Below are 16914 nucleotides of genomic sequence, written 5' to 3' on the forward strand. Positions count from 1 at the left end.
TTCAATCCTCCAAACAGTCTGGATTATTTACCGCGTACTTTTTCAACTTCGCTCATCATTTCCTCTACAAGATCCGGCCCGAATTTTTGAGCATATTCGTCCGTCACTGGTTGGATGATTTTCTTCATTTTTTCAATTTCTTCCGGCTTTACTTCATTGATTTTCATTCCTTCTTCTTTTAGATACTTAAGTGCTTTTTCATTTTCTTTTTGGTTAACTTCCCGTTGATACTTTCCAGCCTCTTGTGCGGCCTCACTCATGATTTCTTGCTCTTGTTCTGATAGGTCATCCCAGAACTTTTTACTTACAAGGAATACAAATGGTGTATAAACATGATTTGTAAGACTTAAGTATTCTTGCACTTCATTATATTTTTGCGTTTGAATTGTTGCGAGTGGATTCTCCTGACCATCAACTGTGCCTGTTTCCAGTGCAGTAAATACTTCAGAGAAGGCCATCGGCGATGGATTCGCCCCTAACTTTGAAAATGCATCTAAATGCACTTCATTTTGCATGGTACGAAGTTTAAGACCTTTGAAATCGTTAGCCGTTTTTACAGGGTGTTTGCTGTTGGTTAAGTTTCGGAAACCATTTTCCCAGTATCCCAAACCTACTAAATCATGTTCCGGTAATTTATCCAAAAGTTTTTTGCCTACTGCACCATCAAGTACTGTATAAGCTTCTTCTTCATTATTAAAGACAAATGGGAAGTCATAAATTCCAAATTCCTTAATCATACCAACAAGTGGTGAGGTTGAAGGAACAGTTACTTCCTGTAAGCCACCTTGAAGAGCTTCTGTCATTTTCTGATCATCTCCGAGGGTGGCATCAAAAAAGTTTTGGACTTTCATTTTCCCCCCGCTTTTTTCTTCAACCAGTTCTTTAAATTTCTCCATTCCTTTTCCTTGTGGATGCATTTTACTATTTCCGATCCCTGCTTTGATTGTTCTTTTCTGAATACCGTCAGCTGAAGCGCTTTCATTTTGTCCGCTTCCGCAAGCACTTAATAGCAGTACTGCCGGCAGTAAAACTCCAACCGCCAAACGTTTGAACAAATTATTCATTTTCATTTCCTCCTATTAAATAAGTTGAATATCAGCATACAGACCAATTACTTGATAAATTCCTTTAGGAGGTAAACCATTCTAGAGGAACCAGCACTAAGGAAGGAAACAAAATCAACAAGATCAATACAATCACTTCAACGAGCAAGAAAGGCCAAATCCCCTTCATGATATCTTCCATACTGATCTTACTTATGCCGCACATGACATTTAAAACGGTTCCGACAGGTGGTGTAAGTAAACCGATGGCGTTATTCAGGATAAACAGGACACCAAAGTAAACTGGATCAATACCTGCAGCGACCACCAATGGCATCAAGACAGGTGTTAGAATAAGGATTGTCGGCGTCATATCCATAGCAGTTCCGACTACGATAACCAATAGGTTTATCATTATTAATAGAAGGAATGGATGATCCATAAATGGCTCAAGCAATCCAATTACCTGACCAGGTAAATCGGCTACAGTTATCAGCCAGGATGACACGAGTGCTGCAGCGACTAGAAACATGACAACACTCGTCATTTTTCCTGCATGGACAAAGACCTCATACAAATCTTTCACTTTCATTTCGCGATAGATTACAAGACCGACAAATATTGCATAGACTGCAGCCACCACTGCCGCTTCAGTAGGTGTAAATAAACCGAATTTCAATCCACCAATGATAATGACGGGCAGGAATAGAGCCCAAATGCCTTGACGAAAAGAAGTAAGTATTTCTTTTGCTGAAGCTCGGGGGTTAACGGCGACTTTATCTTTTCGTGCAACAATGGCCCAGGTAACCGTAAGTCCAACCGCTAGTAAAATACCTGGAACGATTCCTGCCATGAACAGCTTTGTAATGGACACACCACTCGCGACACCGAAAATGATAAAGCCAATACTTGGCGGAATGATCGGGGCAATGATACCACCTGATGCAATCAACCCACTTGAACGGTTCACATCATAACCAGACTTCACCATCATTGGAATTAATATAGCCCCAAGCGCTGCCGTATCGGCAACAGCAGATCCTGATAAACTCGCAAACAACACACTCGCAATGATCGCAACATAGCCAAGGCCTCCCTTGATATGGCCAACCAAATTCATTGCCATCTCAACGATACGCCGTGATAAACCGCCCCGATTCATCGCCTCTCCTGCCAGCATAAAGAACGGTATAGCCATTAGAGGAAAGTTATCCGCGCCACTGATTAGGTTTTGTGCGATAATTTGACTATCAAAAATACCAAGAAAGTACATAAGCACTACGCTACTAACAAGTAAGGCAAATGCAATAGGTATTCCAAGTCCCATGGCTCCCAGTAAAGATCCGACAAATACACCTATCATCCCTGCTTCTCCTCCTTAACTATCCTAATATCTGACTCAAAATCATCAGCATGGAGGGAAATTAGCTCTTCTGACTCACTTATCATCACCAATTCTTCGTCTTTAATTTTATTGAAGAAAATCCGATACAAATTGAAAATGATCATACTGCCCATTGAAATACTTACAAGAATACCTGTACCATATACAAAAGCCAGTGGCATTCCAGTGGCCGGTGCAGCACTATCAATGTTTATCATAGTCATTTTCCAGCTTCCATCCAGGATTAAGAGAAGAACGAATAACATCATCAAATCACTAATAACAAGTACCACTTTTTTCATTTTATTCGGGAGCCGTTTAATGACCATGTCGACACCTAAGTGTTCTTTGTTTTTGAAAGCTCCGATGGCGCCGAGGAACGTCAACCAAATAAAGAGATACCTTGACATTTCTTCTGACCAAGTAATTCCTGAATTAAAGAAATAACGAAGAACTACATTACCAAACACGAGCACGACCATTATTGCTAAAGCAGCTGCCATAATAATGTTTAACGAATTTTCCAAGATTCTGGATATTTTATTCACCTATACATCTCCCCCTTCCTATCTAGAGCGCCTGCTTCATTCTGCTTTTATTTTTCCGACGAGCTCCTCCGCCCAGTCATTTTCCTTAAAGACGTCATCATAAACAGGTTGAGATGCTTTTAACATTTTTTCTAAAAAGTCTTCGTCAGGCGTAGTGAATTTGATTCCATTATCCTTAAGATATGCTTTGTCATCTTCATAACTTTTTTCCATCAATTCAAACTCATATGCTGCCGACTCTTTTGCTGCTTTTTGTATGATTTTTTGTTGCTCCTTTGTTAGCCCTTTATAGAATTTGCTATTGATAATGTAAATATTGGGGCTGAACATATGCTTGGATTCCAGTACATCACTTTGAACTTCATTCCACCCCGAGGATCTCAGCGTGGCAATTGGATTATCTTGAGCATCAACTACCTTTTGTTCAAGTGCGGTAAAAACTTCTGAAATAGGTAATGGGCTAACGTTCGCTCCCAATGATTCACCTAATTTTATGTAATTCGGGATGTTCGGCATTCTGAGTCGAAGTCCATCAAAATCTTTCATACTCTTTATTGGACGATTACTCGAAAACATCCTAAATCCATTTGCACTCCAAGCAAGCGGTGTCACTCCATGTTTTGGATCAAGCTCTTCTGTCAATTCCTCTCCGATAGGTCCATTCAATACCTTCTTTACATGGTCGTAATCCCTAAATAGGAAGGGCCATTCCGGAACACCCATTTTAGGAATGTCCGACTGCATAATTAGTCCTGGAACACCCATTTCAATCGTTCCATTTCTGACGCCGTCATAAAATTCCTTTTCTGCACCTAATGTACTGTTCGCATAAATCCGAACCTCTAGTTCACCATTACTCTCCTTTTCAACTATTTTTTTGAATTTTTCTTTCAATGCAATGTTTTGAGGATGATTTTCAGCAAAATAATTTGCCACTTTTATCGTTTTCTTTTCAACTCCAGATCCACTGGTCTTTTCTCCCTCGCCTCCACTACATCCTGATAAAAGGAATGCCATTGCTAGAGTTAAGCTTGTGGATAATACAAAAAGCTTTCTTTTTTTCAATAAAAACCCTCCCCAAAGTTTTTTGTAAGCGTTATCATTTATGACCTATCTTAATAACTTCTCCTCACCCTTGTATAAGCCAAAATTATTTTGTTTTATAATATAAAACTCCGTTTTTGTTTTATTCGGAGTAAGGAAAACACTTCACCTCTAATTGCGTTTTTCAAGTTGATTCATGACTTTTTAAACGATTACTTTTAAGAGTAATTTGTTCTATAATATAAAACTCGGTTTTTGAATTTGAAATCTTACGTTGATTATAAGCTTCCATTTTTACTAATGTCAAACCATTTTTTGAATTTTATAACAATTTAACAAATCCTTTATTTCACTAATTAATATTTAGAGGTTCAACATTTAATAATTTCATCCTTCCAGTCAAGATTTATGGAATCAGAACGCAAAAGAAAATTTATTTTTTTCTATACTAGGATATTTATAGAATAGAAAATCATACAAAACCAGGTTTTCTTAAAAATACATTCCTCTACTCTTTTTAATTGAACTTTTAGTCGGGAATTTGTATTTCCTGCTGAAAAATCTGTCTTCAAGAAATTATTTTTTATTTGATCTTCCGCTTTATCAGAGTGGTATTCGTCTGTTTAATTTTTTCCTTGTTAGTATGTTTATTCACCCGTCCATTTCCTTCAATAGATATATTCCATTTTTAAAGGTATATATCTTTTTTTCACTTTTGAAAAATTACAATCCATTATTAATATTGAGATCTTTTCATTACGAACCTCTATTACAACAGGTTAAAGACTAAATGAATAAAAACTCCACCAGAAGGTTTTAAAAAGGTCTCATTAAATATATTTAATTATTACCGATATATAAAACATGGTTAATATATAACGCGGGGAAGGAATAAACAAAGATGAATAAACTCAGTACGAAAATAGGTTTTGTCCTTTTAACAGGCATGGTCATTACATTAATTGGAAGTTTACTATTGATGTATAAAAGTACAAATGATACGGTTGAGAAAACAATCGCTATGAGCAGCTTAGACATAGCAAGCAACATCTCTCAAGGAATAAATCCAATATCTTATGCTGATTTTTTAAGTAATCAATCCGAAACCTCTACATATTGGGAGATACGCGAACAGTTAGACGATTATAGGCAAAAAACTGGAGCATTATATGTATATACATTGGGGATTAACGAAAGTAGCGAAAAAGTCCATATTCTTATAGATGGAATGGGTAATGGAGATAAAAAAGCATCCCCCATTTTAACACCCACAACCGCAACTTCATATCAGGATGTAGAAAGAGTCATGAAGGGAAAGGTTTCTACCACTTCCATCGTTCATGATCCTGAATATGGTGACTATTTATCCGTTTTTGTTCCCATAAAGAAAGGGGACGAGGTCATAGGAATACTAGGGGTGGATATTGATGCCAGCAAAGTCGACGCAACTGCCAGCAAGGTTCTGTGCGGCATCCTTCCACTGACCATAATAATCAATGTAATCTTAATGGCAATCGTAGTGAGTGCCTTAATATGGTTCTTGACTAAAAAGTTAAGTCCCCTTCTTAAAGTCAGCTTGGCTGCAAAGGAGATCTCAAATGGGTATTTATTAACTGCCAATAAACTGATTAGCAACATAAAAGTAAATGGGAACGACGAAATCAAGGTTTTAGTGAAATCCTTTGAAGAAATGATTACCAATACAAGTAGGATCGTCAACTCCATGAAAAGCTCATCATTCCAGCTTTTGGAGTCATCAAGTGATATCGAACACAAAATCAAAGAAATGGATACTTCCACACAATATATCGTTAATGGCATTCAGCAAGTCGCAGGAGCTGCGGAAGTACAATTGCACAGAAGTGAAGAATCATCGAGGGGCATCGAGGAAATGACCATAGGGATACAAAGAATTGCAGAAGCTTCTTCAGAAGTCAGCGAACAGACAAATCATGTTTCAACTAGAATGTCCATTGGAAATAAAGATATAAATGAACTCTCAAATCAAATTCTGCAAGTAAAAGGTGTGATGCTGCAAACAAGTTCAAAAATAAAGAAATTGGACGAACAAGCAAATGAAATTGTGAATATTGTACATTTAATTACAGGAATTGCCGAGCAAACAAACCTGCTATCACTAAATGCGGCAATTGAAGCTGCTAGAGCCGGTGAGCAGGGTAAAGGTTTTGCGGTGGTATCGAACGAAGTACGGAAATTGGCAGTAGGTACGAAGGAATCTGCTATCAATATACAAGAGTCCCTACTACATTTTAAATCCATCATAAATGAGTCAGTGAAAATGATGGAAACTGGAACTAAAGAAGTAGAGGAAGGGACAAAATTTGTCCTGAATACAAGAGAAACTTTTAAACAGACTATAAAATCTTTTGAGCATGTTAGTGATCAGATTCAAGAAATATCAGCCATTACAGAGCAAATGGCAGCAAGTTCTCAGGAAATCAATGCTTCGATAGAAGATTTTGCAGTGTTAACAAGGGAAACAGCAGTGGCTTCAAAACAAGTGGCACAATCAACAGATCAACAAGCGAAATCCATGGAGGATATTTCCTTATCAACCTCCTCGATGGTAAAACTCGCTAATGACCTGGAAACATCTGTTGAACAGTTTAACGCGTAAACATCTTGAACCACTATTCTATTACTATATTAAGAAAGGGATTTTGCTTTAATGCAAAATCCCTTTCTATTTTACTTAGTTGATTTTAGTTTCAAATTACCTTCATATGGTATATGTTCAACTGTTATCGTTATTTCTTTTCCATCTTTATCTTTACCGATTCTTTTATAAGTGAATTTATCTTCATTAAGCTCTGTAAGTTCAAGAACTGCGCCATACTTATTTTCCCCTTGTGAAACAAGGGCTCTTATCTTATTTCCATGAACAACATCGTAAAAGCCGTAATCACCACGGCTTTCACCGGTTTTAGCATCAAAAAATTCATACTTATTTGTTTTATCATCGTATTTTGCCAGTCCTAAATAATTCGAGTTATAGCTTGATACATCATTTCCCTTTTCATCCAATGCCACCGTTCCTTGCCATGGAGTGCTGGATAAAATTTTGTCACCATCAACGTCTGTAACTACTTCTCCTGTGTAAGTTTCCAATTTTTTGTCTGGATCAGTAAAGGAAAGTTCTGTTTCAGTATAAGGAATATGATCAACAAACACCTCTACGTCGTTACCTTTTGCATCTTTACCCATTCTTTTATAAGTAAACATATCCTTATTCAGTTCTGTTATTTCAACAACGGCTTGGTAACCCATTGATTCTGAAATTAACACTCGCATCTTCCCATTTGTGATAAAGAAAGTTCCTTTATCACCACGACTTTTTTTAGTATTTTTATCAAAAAATTCATATCTCGATGCTTCAGCATCATATTTCGCTAGACCAATAAAGTTTGCGTTTTCCTTTGTTAAATCATTATTATTCTTATCATAAACTTTTGTTCCTTGCCAATTCGTGTCACTAAGAATTTTAGTCATTTCCTGTCCTGCGGTTAACTTATGTTCTTGTTTACTCTCTTTAGCAGTTTGTTCATGCTTCTGAGCACTTTGATTGTCTTGTGCGTTTGTGTTGCATCCTGTTAAGGCCAATGTTAACCCAAGTAGTATAGATGATGAAATTTTTGCTTTTTTGTTCATTTTTTCGTCTCCTCAATATTTTATGGTTGTAATTAATTAGTAGTGCAATTGACATTTCAAATTGCAAGTATCGGCGATCGGTTATTTTGCTCCTGCGGATAGTAAAATTTGTTCAATCTCTTTAAATCCTTTCTCACGGGCATGTTGTATAGGTGTCATACTACCATTATCAGGGATGTTGACATCTGCCCCATGATCAATTAGCAATTTCACTGTTTCCTGCTGTTTTCCATCACCATTATTCAAAATGATAGCTTCTAGTAAAGCTGTCCAGCCGAGATCATTTACATGATTCACATCAATATCGGTTTTAGTAAGGAGTTCTTTAATAACCTCAACATAACCATGTTCCGAAGCAGGGATTAAAGCCGTTCCTCCATAACGGTTTGTAATAGACGGGTCGGCACCTGCTTCAATTGCAAGTTTAAGTATATTTACATAACCTTCAGCACCGGCATACAAGAAGGGGCTATTTTTCATGTCATCCTGAATGTTGACGTCTGCACCCGCTTCAATAAGGATTTTTGCAGTCTCTACATCATTGTTATAAGTCGCAATCATAGTGGCGGTTCGCCCTTCCGAGTCCTGTGTATTAATATCAGCACCTTGCTCAATCAAACTTCTTATTCTTTCCGTTTCATTTCGTTCTACAGCTTGAATCAGTTGTTCATTCATTCCCTTTCCTGTCTCCTTTTCTTGTTTATTTAACTCTCCTTCGTTATCTAAGACACAGGCTTGAAGGGTGAAAAGGCAGCAGATGACAATCGTTAGCCGTCTCCACATGAAACACACCATCCTTTCCCCGTTTGTACATCATCTGCCCCAAAAAGATTTTCCGTCATTTTGATGCACCAAACAAAAGAGCTTGTTCTAAAATGCTTTTTAAGGTGCATGAGGTTTTTTTCTCCCTTTTATTTTTAGTTGCTTACTTATTCCGTCTTCATTATATTAGTGCCTATTCTTAAACTCCCTCTAAACAATTTCTTAAAAAATGATTAACTTATTCATAAAATTTCTTAATGTTTATAAAAAAATCCCGCCACCTTCGTGACGGGTCATAAAACATGCTATTTAAACATTAAAGCGATACCCTGCTCCCCAAACGGTTTCCAAAAATTTAGGATGTGCAGGATTTCTTTCAATTTTTTCACGTAGTTTCCTGATATGGACGGTGACAGTCGAAACATCTGCAGCCGATTCCAACCCCCAAATATTTTCATAAAGCTGCTCTTTGCTTAATACTTGATTCGGATGCATGACAAAAAACACTAAAGTATCGAATTCCTTCGTTGTAAACGGGACCACTTCCCCATTTATGTGAACTCTGCGTGCTGACTTATCTATTGAAATCCCATGAACATAGATTGAATTAGATTTGGGGTGACTTCCTGATAAACGTTCATATCGCGCTAAATGCGCTTTCACTCTCGCAACTAGTTCACTTGGACTAAATGGCTTTGTAATATAATCATCTGCCCCTAAACCAAGTCCCCGAATTTTATCAATATCTTCCTTTTTGGCGGATACAAGCAATATCGGAATATTATGGACTGCACGTATTTGTTTGCATATCTCAAATCCATTCATTCCTGGAAGCATGATGTCTAAAATGATTAAATGATAATTTCCTTGAAGGGCCTGTTGGAGACCTGCATCACCTGTATGTTGAATATCGACGCTAAAATCATTTATTTCCAAATAGTCCCTTTGCAATTCAGCAATACTGACTTCGTCTTCAATAAGTAATATCTTTTTCACATTTCCTCACCTTTCTTTATGGAAAAGAAGACACTTGTTCCTTTTCCTATCTCGCTAGTAGCCCAAATATCTCCTCCATGCTCGCCGATAATTTTTTTTGCGATCGCAAGCCCTAAACCACTTCCACCTGTCAGAGAATTTCTAGATTGCTCAGCACGATAAAAGCGGTTAAAAATATAAGGCAATGCAGAAGATTCTATTCCATAGCCATTATCTGTTACTTGTACGACTACATCATATTGTCCTTCATGCAGAGAAATGGAAATGTGTTTTTCATTTTTATCCATATACTTTACACAATTACTGATTAGGTTGGCCAATACACGTTTTAGTTTCTCTCTATCCGCTGTCACGTGTATCGGTTCATGCAGCTGTTGAAGTTCAATCTGGATTCCTTGTTGAAGTAAATCCAATTGAAGTTCATCTACGTAGTCTATTAAATATTTATCTAGTCTGACCGTTTCAAAAGTGAATGGTTCTTTTTTTAAATCCAGCTTGGAAAATAAAAACAATTCATCTATCAATGAATCCATATCTCTTGCTTTTAGGTATACAGTCGATAAATACTTGTCCATCTTCTGTGGGGTGTTTGCTACTCCGTCTTTTATCCCCTCTACATATCCCATAATCGAAGTGATCGGTGTCTTCAAATCATGAGAAATATTGGAAAGAAGTTCTTTACGATTTTCCTCATACTGAAGCTGAAGGTTTACGGACTCTTTTAACTTTTTTCTCATTTCCTCAAACTCCCTATTCAATTGTCCTATTTCATCATTCGAAGTCGCTTTGATTTCAAAGTTTAAATCTCCTGATTTTATACGCTCTGCTCCTTCTTTAAGTATTGAGATAGGTTTGATGATGCTTCTTGAAACTAAATAATTTAAAAGTCCAATAATCATTACAAACAGTAATAACAATAGCGCGAATAAAATGGGAAATGACTCGCGGGTCAGCTCAGCAAAGGAACTTGCCTTTCTCAATACAAAAATACTTCCTTCACTTTTATCAGAAAAATAAAAATCAAACTTTACATATGTGAAAAAAGTGTCTTTCATTTTGATTGTGTCCCGCGTATTGATGTTCGTTTCTTCGAACATAGGAAGTGATTGAACCAAGCCTAGCTTATCAAGTGTGGGAGACGTATACTCAATGTTATTATCTTTTCTAACGACAATCTTAATATCTCTATGTTCAATCTTCTCCAGCTGTTCTTCATTCAAAAGCTGCTCTGGATTATTTTTTGCCAAAAGCTTTAAATCGAGAAACACACTTTCTTCTACTGCAGTCAAAGGTTTTTGGAGATAAGATTTTTTGTATAAATGCTCTATCGATTTTATATCGCCTGTTATTGCAAAAGTAAGTAAAAATCCAGCTGCTAAAAATAAAGTGATGGAAATAAGAATTACGCCAACGTAGGACAATAGAAACCTCATTTTAATTGACAAATATTTTCACCCCATATCGATCTCTCGTTTACGCTTTTATAGAAAAGTTCACCGTTTATCCGCTGTTCTTGCATGGAAAATGTTTTCCACGATAATTTTTCTTAGAACTTTAAAAAAACATATCACACAAATCTTAAAATTTTCTAAAATACATAGAAAAAATTCTATGTCGGTCTACAATTTTTTAATTATAAAACGTTCCAGTTGTTTTCAGAAATCGCTCCATTTCTGCCTACTGTATGCCAAGCCTCCTCGACGAAAGCTTCTCTCGGGTCTCGGCTAGCTAATTTTTTGATAAAATATTAGATTTTCATCCTACCTTTTATAATAATGGAATGGTTTATAAATTATCCAAGAGTTAAATAAAGCTGCACTTCAATGATTAATAAATTAATAACTATACCTTTATTTTGATGTATTATCCTAACAAAGATACGAAATAAATGAGTGATAAACCATTATAAATTAAGAAAAAGCGAACTTACCCCTTAAGGAAAGTCCGCTTTTTACTAATACAAATTTCAAGAAAAGTTCACCTGTTCTTCTCATTCATTTGGTGAAACGATCATTTGGTCATCCAATCTAATATCGTCAATCGACCAAAACCAATTATTTTTCGCATTATGCATTCTCCATTGTACTGTCATCGAAGAAGCATCTTCAGGAACCTTAATCGATTTAACTTCATACTTATTCAAAACATGTCCATTTTTATTATCGGAAGCAGCTTTATTGTCATAAACGAGAACTTGTTGTTTTTCCCCATTATCAAAGACAGCAGTTACTTCAGCTGTTTGCGTTCCTTCTTGTTTATAATGGGATGCAAATCCTAAGTACAGATCTTTTGCACCATCAACTTTTACAGAAGGTGAAGTTAATGTACTATCAAAAAAACCTTTTGATGATGGTGAACCGTTATCATCCCATTCATCAGGATCCGCTACAGCTATAACACCTTGACCAAGCTCAAATTTGTTACGATCTTGGTCTTCTGCTTTTGTCCAAAAGTCCTTTGTTGTGAAGCTCCAACCTTGCCACTCCATTGTACCGGCTGGCATATTTGAGCTATTTGTCACCGACCAGCCGTTAGGGGCTGCATGGCTCCAACCGAGAATAGAACTTGGAATGTTTTCATTCACTGCTGGCTTTAATCCAGACTCTAATTGGTCAAAACTTTCTCCAAGCAACATGTTTACGAATACATTTATATTCTTGGAGCCAATTATTTGGCCGCCCTCGTAAGCAGTAATCGTGAATTGTGATGATCCGGAACTTTCCTTACTAGGTGTAGCTTTAATTGGCAACATTTTTTCTTCAGTTCCCGAAAGCTCATAATCAAGTTCATTGTGCTCCAAACTCCAACCTTCAGGTGCATCAACTTTAATTTTCCCCTTCACACTACCATTTCCAAAATTTTTCATCTTCACTTGGAGTGTAGTCGATTCACCTTCCGTTACTAAAGAAGGAGAAGCTAGTGCTGAGACCATTTCCAGGGCTTTTGTCTGGCCTTCAGCCAGTAACACCTTTTTACTGCTATTGTTAAATGAATCTAGTGCTTGTACCTTAATTTCATAATCTGTACCTGGCTTAAGACCAGCTACAGGGAACTCTAAATTCTTTGGAACAGGATCAATATAGAATTCAGAAAATGCGGTAAAGTCTGCGTCTAACTCCCCTGTTTCCTTGTTTTTGGCTGTAATGTGATAAGAATGTACTAGCATGTTATCTTTTGCCTGCGGTAATGTAACATTTAAACTTTTTAGTGTCGATTTTTCTTTTACAATCGAAGCCTTGTCTTTAACTGCAAAAACCGGTGGTAACTGATCTCGATCGTCTGTATATTTAAAGTTATTTTTTTTAGAAGGATTTTTGATTACCCATGGTTTTCCTGTCCAATCGTCTTTATGAAAGTCACGTTTTTTAAGGACAACTTCATTATTATAAACTTCTACAATCATACCTTGACTAATATCCCGATATCCTTCAGGATGAAACCCTTGAAGTTTGCCCGGCTCTAATTCCAAATAACTTACAGAAGACGTGCCTACAGACGTAAAGTCTTTTTGATGAATCGTTCTAGGGTCTTCAAGTGGATAATGAGAATGGCCTGAAAATGTAATAACCTGTGGATGTTTCTTTAATGTATCATATAAAAGTTCTTTATTTTCCTGAGTTCCCCATAAGTCACTTCCATACACAGTGCCTTTAATGTGTTGATGAAGAAAAACAAAGATTGGTTGGTCCGGATTCTCTTTTTCTGCTGCAGCTAACTTTTCGCCTAGCCAGTTAATTTGATTAACAGAATATAAACCATGCGTATTACCATTTTCCGGACTTAACGTAATAAAATCATATCCATTTACTTTTTTATGATAGTAAAGAGAATCCATTCCTGTTTTCTCGAGAAAACGATCTTGTGCTTTTTCTACTGAAAGTCCATTCCAATAATCATGGTTTCCCATTGTAAACATGGATTGGACATCCCCTTGTTTCTTCTCATTATAAATGGAGAAAAACTTATCATATTCAGTAGCGTATCCATAGTCCGTTAAATCCCCAACGACAACAAAAGCATCCTGTTTAGGCGCAGCTTTGTTTAATTGATCCATGGCTGTTCTAAACTTGTTCATATCAGCAGATGATCCATCATCTATATGTACATCACTGATTACAGGAAAAACGAGCTCCGGTTTACGTTTATTATCTGAATTTGAAGATTCCGAGAATGCTTGTACATTTGATAAAGATGTTGTTAATCCTACAGTTACAACTGTCAACATTGCAGCAAATTTATTTTTCACTTTCAAAATCAATTCCTCCTATTTATCGTTTAGCCGCTTTAATTATGTAAGTATTTTGCAAAAAGACAAATATCCTCCTCATTTTTAAATTTTTATGTGGTTTACCAATTTAAATAGTAACTTTACATTATTAATAAAATATTAGTTCAGTGTAATTTAAATATTAATAAATCAAAAAATACCTATGGCCAATAATCCTCCGTTCACTTAAATTGATTCTGGAGGAAAACTTAAGATAATTTTTCGCTTGTAGTAATGAATTGCCATTGCTTGATGTGAATGGGGAACTATCCCTTAACTACGTAGTTATCCGGGTTATAGTAATATTTATATATATGGTAAATGATTCCAAAGTACATAGAAATACCAATTTTCATATGGTAAAGTCGAGAAGAAGGAAAGGAGAGAGGTTATTATAAAAAAATTATTAAATATTGTGATGGTAATAACGCTTGTCTTTGGACTGTTTTTTGCGATTGGACCGATGAATAAAGCATTTGCCTTGTCCTACGATAATACAAACCCTTATTCGACAGGTTGTGCTTCTAAAAGCCCAATCACTTATGAAACGGAATATATTTATAAAAACGGTGTGAAAATTGGATATGTGCAGCTAAAAGGAAGTGCGTATTGTCATACGGCGTGGGGTTACTTAAAGTTTTATTCGGCTGCTCCTTACGATTATTATGCAAATGTTTGGGTTGACAGTTTTAATGGCAAGACCAAGAGAGCATTTACAAGTTGTGCTAGTTCCGGTGGTAACGGATGGATAATGAAAGGCCAGACATCCTGTTATACTGCACAATTATGGAATTTAGATCCGTATAATGCTTTGGCCAAAGCAGGTATTTATTCTTCAAGCGGGGCTCTCATTATTTCTGCGAACACTGGTCGTTATTAATGCAAACTTCCTGTTAACGACTTTTCTCGGTGGAATTGCGTTTTGGGCAACTTTCCTCAGTTTTCCTAATTAGTACAGTCCATTTCGCAGTTCAATGCCTGATCAATTTTCTTTGTTAACAATCCCACGGATCTTAATGGATTTTATCATTCCAGCTCATGGATTTGGAACGACGTATGCTGTTTATACGTACTCGTTCCAATCCTGAATGGAATGGAAGCACCAAGTAGTTCAATAAGTTTAATCTTGTTGGCTACGGATTTATTTCCATTTTCAGCAACATACTCGCTGGTAAAATTGCCAGCTACAATGCTGTCGAACTCCTCCGGTTTTTTTCCCTCGTGCAAGCAATTGCTTCTGATCAGTTTTTATTGGACGAAAGATAATTTTATCTTTGGATAGGTTGTTAACATTAGCTTGATGTCATTAATGGCCATCCCTTTTCAATTTATTATGATAGTATAATTGAATCAATGGAGTCCTCCTTAAATTGAAGCGATCCGTTTTCTTGCTTCCCAAACGTCACGGATTTTCATATCTTTTCTTTCCTTTGTTAGTTTTATATTTATCATGTTGTCCTCCCCACCTTGATCATTATTCTAAGGATTCATAAGATAAATACTAATTATCTATAAGATATATCAATTGTAAAACTGACTATAAAAGAGTGAAACTTTTCATACAGTTTGTTTTATAAAACTATTAATGTTGAGATTACATAATACTAAAAAAGAAAAATCCAGCCCCTATACCGTATCCATTTTCATTGATTATCCATGTATTCTAAAAAAATATTTTAAATTGGCCTTGCAATAATAAGGATTCCTTGTTATATTACAGTCAATTAAATATTTTCTTACTTCATACTTTTTGAAGTGAGGATAGAGGAGCAAAGACCATTAGTACACATTTTGAGGAGAATGAGATCCTATGACTATTGTGGAAAGGGGAATTTGCCGAAGCGGAAAGAATCTCATGTTCTTGAAGCTGGTTCTGCTATTGAATAAATGCAGGACTGTCATATAGGAAACTATATGGAGGGCTATCTTATGCGCGGAAACATTTTTTTGATAAATATTGTTTCTACTGCAGCAGCGAATCCTCGTTGTTGCTTTTTTGCGTTTACTCCTGAATGGCCCAAACCACCTCTGAATTTTTTAAAAAATTATACAAAAGGGTGTGAAGTTATGAATTTTGGCCAAGTTTTAACCGCAATGGTTACCCCGTTTAATCATAATGATGAGGTTGATTTTAATGCTACGAGAACTTTAGTAGATTATTTAATTGCTAATGGTTCTGATGGATTAGTAATAGCTGGTACAACTGGAGAGTCTCCTACATTAACTGAAGAAGAGAAAGTCGATTTATTCAAAATTGTTGTAGAATTTGTTGATGGAAGAGTTCCAGTCATAGCTGGAACTGGCTCAAATAACACGAAGGCTTCTATCAGCTTAACAAAACAAGCAGAGGCAGCAGGAGTCGACGGAATCATGCTCGTTACCCCATATTATAACAAGCCGTCTCAAGAAGGATTATTTCAGCACTTTAGTGCTATTGCCCATTCAACATCATTGCCGGTAATGCTTTATAATATCCCAGGACGAAGTGTTGTGAACATGTCAGTGGAGACGATTGTTAGCCTCTCAAAAATCAACAATATTGTGGCAGTAAAAGAGGCAAGTGGTGACTTAGATGCCATGGCACAAATCATAAGCAAGACAACTAGCGATTTTACATTGTACAGCGGCGATGATGGGTTAACACTACCGGTTTTAGCCATCGGTGGAACAGGCATTGTTTCGGTTGCTTCACACATAATTGGTAATGAAATGCAAGAAATGATCAATAGCTTTAAAAATGGTGATGTCCATGGTGCTGCCACTGCACATCGTAACCTTCTTCCAATTATGAAGGCATTATTTGCTGCACCAAGCCCAGCGCCGGTAAAATCAGCATTAAATATGCGGGGGTTAAATGTTGGAGGTGTCCGCTTACCATTGGTCCCTTTAAACTATGAAGAAAAAAGTGCACTACAAATAGCTCTTCAACCGAGTAACGCAGAAGCAATTTTGTTAAGTAATTAAACTTTATGTTTCATTAAGCGAGTCTTCAATACCGATTTTCTGATTAAAAATCATAATAAACGGGAGAAATTAAAAAAAGCAGTGCAACTCCGAAAGAAGTGTACTGCTTTTTAATCGATGCACGGCTCAGTGCTTAAACTAGTTGAGCATATAATGATTTTATAAGATTAAGGGCAAAAGGAGAATTTACATTTTCAAGAAAAATATATGGTGCATCAAGTAGGAATTTTAAATTTT

Annotated in this window: 13 protein-coding genes and 1 riboswitch; of the genes, 3 read left to right on the top strand and 10 right to left on the bottom strand. The window is 36.4% G+C overall.

Annotated elements, in window-relative coordinates:
* Nucleotides 1–23: 23 nt before the first annotated feature.
* From MKY17_RS15375 to MKY17_RS15390, 4 genes are all read right to left on the bottom strand, one after another.
* Nucleotides 24–1064 (bottom strand): TRAP transporter substrate-binding protein, encoded by a 1041-nt coding sequence (locus MKY17_RS15375; RefSeq protein ID WP_339200153.1) that lies wholly within the window; start codon nt 1062–1064, stop codon nt 24–26.
* Between the two features lie 64 nt (nt 1065–1128).
* A complete protein-coding gene (locus tag MKY17_RS15380; protein ID WP_098369467.1) occupies nt 1129–2406 on the bottom strand; it encodes a TRAP transporter large permease subunit in 1278 nt (425 codons plus the stop codon).
* On the bottom strand, nt 2403–2975 hold the full coding sequence (locus tag MKY17_RS15385) for a TRAP transporter small permease (RefSeq protein WP_260398134.1): 573 nt from the start codon (nt 2973–2975) through the stop codon (nt 2403–2405). The genes MKY17_RS15380 and MKY17_RS15385 overlap by 4 nt, the downstream gene beginning before the upstream one ends.
* Nucleotides 2976–3011: 36 nt before the next feature.
* Nucleotides 3012–4040, bottom strand: coding sequence for a TRAP transporter substrate-binding protein (locus MKY17_RS15390; protein ID WP_286176852.1), 1029 nt, complete (start codon nt 4038–4040; stop codon nt 3012–3014).
* A gap of 880 nt (nt 4041–4920) precedes the next feature.
* Here MKY17_RS15390 and MKY17_RS15395 point away from each other — a divergent pair.
* Nucleotides 4921–6657 carry a HAMP domain-containing methyl-accepting chemotaxis protein gene (locus MKY17_RS15395; RefSeq protein WP_339200154.1) on the top strand — a complete coding sequence of 579 codons (1737 nt, stop codon included), beginning with the start codon at nt 4921–4923 and terminating at the stop codon, nt 6655–6657.
* Nucleotides 6658–6728: 71 nt separating this feature from the next.
* Here the strand turns inward: MKY17_RS15395 and MKY17_RS15400 are convergent, their stop codons facing one another.
* The 5 genes from MKY17_RS15400 to MKY17_RS15420 form a co-directional block, all read right to left on the bottom strand.
* Nucleotides 6729–7688 (bottom strand): DUF4822 domain-containing protein, encoded by a 960-nt coding sequence (locus MKY17_RS15400; RefSeq protein ID WP_098369465.1) that lies wholly within the window; start codon nt 7686–7688, stop codon nt 6729–6731.
* Between the two features lie 81 nt (nt 7689–7769).
* Nucleotides 7770–8471 carry an ankyrin repeat domain-containing protein gene (locus tag MKY17_RS15405; protein ID WP_098369464.1) on the bottom strand — a complete coding sequence of 234 codons (702 nt, stop codon included), beginning with the start codon at nt 8469–8471 and terminating at the stop codon, nt 7770–7772.
* A gap of 288 nt (nt 8472–8759) precedes the next feature.
* Entirely contained in the window at nt 8760–9446 is a 687-nt protein-coding gene (locus MKY17_RS15410; RefSeq protein WP_098369463.1) for a response regulator transcription factor, read from the bottom strand.
* Nucleotides 9443–10891 (bottom strand): HAMP domain-containing sensor histidine kinase, encoded by a 1449-nt coding sequence (locus tag MKY17_RS15415; protein ID WP_098369462.1) that lies wholly within the window; start codon nt 10889–10891, stop codon nt 9443–9445. The genes MKY17_RS15410 and MKY17_RS15415 overlap by 4 nt, the downstream gene beginning before the upstream one ends.
* Before the next feature lie 545 nt (nt 10892–11436).
* Complete coding sequence (locus MKY17_RS15420; protein ID WP_339202400.1) at nt 11437–13692, bottom strand: metallophosphoesterase; 2256 nt, start codon at nt 13690–13692, stop codon at nt 11437–11439.
* 484 nt (nt 13693–14176) lie between these two features.
* Between MKY17_RS15420 and MKY17_RS15425 the strand changes: the two genes are divergently transcribed.
* A complete protein-coding gene (locus MKY17_RS15425) occupies nt 14177–14593 on the top strand; it encodes a DUF2690 domain-containing protein (protein ID WP_179890963.1) in 417 nt (138 codons plus the stop codon).
* A 146-nt stretch (nt 14594–14739) separates the two neighbouring features.
* Here the strand turns inward: MKY17_RS15425 and MKY17_RS15430 are convergent, their stop codons facing one another.
* On the bottom strand, nt 14740–14940 hold the full coding sequence (locus MKY17_RS15430; RefSeq protein ID WP_098369459.1) for a hypothetical protein: 201 nt from the start codon (nt 14938–14940) through the stop codon (nt 14740–14742).
* 527 nt (nt 14941–15467) lie between these two features.
* Nucleotides 15468–15646, top strand: a riboswitch (Lysine riboswitch).
* A gap of 134 nt (nt 15647–15780) precedes the next feature.
* Between MKY17_RS15430 and dapA the strand changes: the two genes are divergently transcribed.
* Complete coding sequence (gene dapA / locus MKY17_RS15435; protein WP_339202403.1) at nt 15781–16677, top strand: 4-hydroxy-tetrahydrodipicolinate synthase; 897 nt, start codon at nt 15781–15783, stop codon at nt 16675–16677.
* The last annotated feature ends 237 nt before the right edge of the window (nt 16678–16914 follow it).

The sequence above is a fragment of the Peribacillus sp. FSL P2-0133 genome (genome assembly GCF_037975445.1).
Classification (GTDB): domain Bacteria; phylum Bacillota; class Bacilli; order Bacillales; family DSM-1321; genus Peribacillus; species Peribacillus simplex_E.

What these genes read in the sequence shown, in the direction of transcription:
- MKY17_RS15375 (WP_339200153.1), bottom strand. Translation starts at nt 1,064, where the DNA reads ATGAATAATTTGTTCAAACGTTTGGCGGTTGGAGTTTTACTGCCGGCA.
- MKY17_RS15405 (WP_098369464.1), bottom strand. Translation starts at nt 8,471, where the DNA reads ATGTGGAGACGGCTAACGATTGTCATCTGCTGCCTTTTCACCCTTCAA.
- MKY17_RS15395 (WP_339200154.1), top strand. Translation starts at nt 4,921, where the DNA reads ATGAATAAACTCAGTACGAAAATAGGTTTTGTCCTTTTAACAGGCATG.
- MKY17_RS15400 (WP_098369465.1), bottom strand. Translation starts at nt 7,688, where the DNA reads ATGAACAAAAAAGCAAAAATTTCATCATCTATACTACTTGGGTTAACA.
- dapA (WP_339202403.1), top strand. Translation starts at nt 15,781, where the DNA reads ATGAATTTTGGCCAAGTTTTAACCGCAATGGTTACCCCGTTTAATCAT.
- MKY17_RS15380 (WP_098369467.1), bottom strand. Translation starts at nt 2,406, where the DNA reads ATGATAGGTGTATTTGTCGGATCTTTACTGGGAGCCATGGGACTTGGA.
- MKY17_RS15425 (WP_179890963.1), top strand. Translation starts at nt 14,177, where the DNA reads ATGAATAAAGCATTTGCCTTGTCCTACGATAATACAAACCCTTATTCG.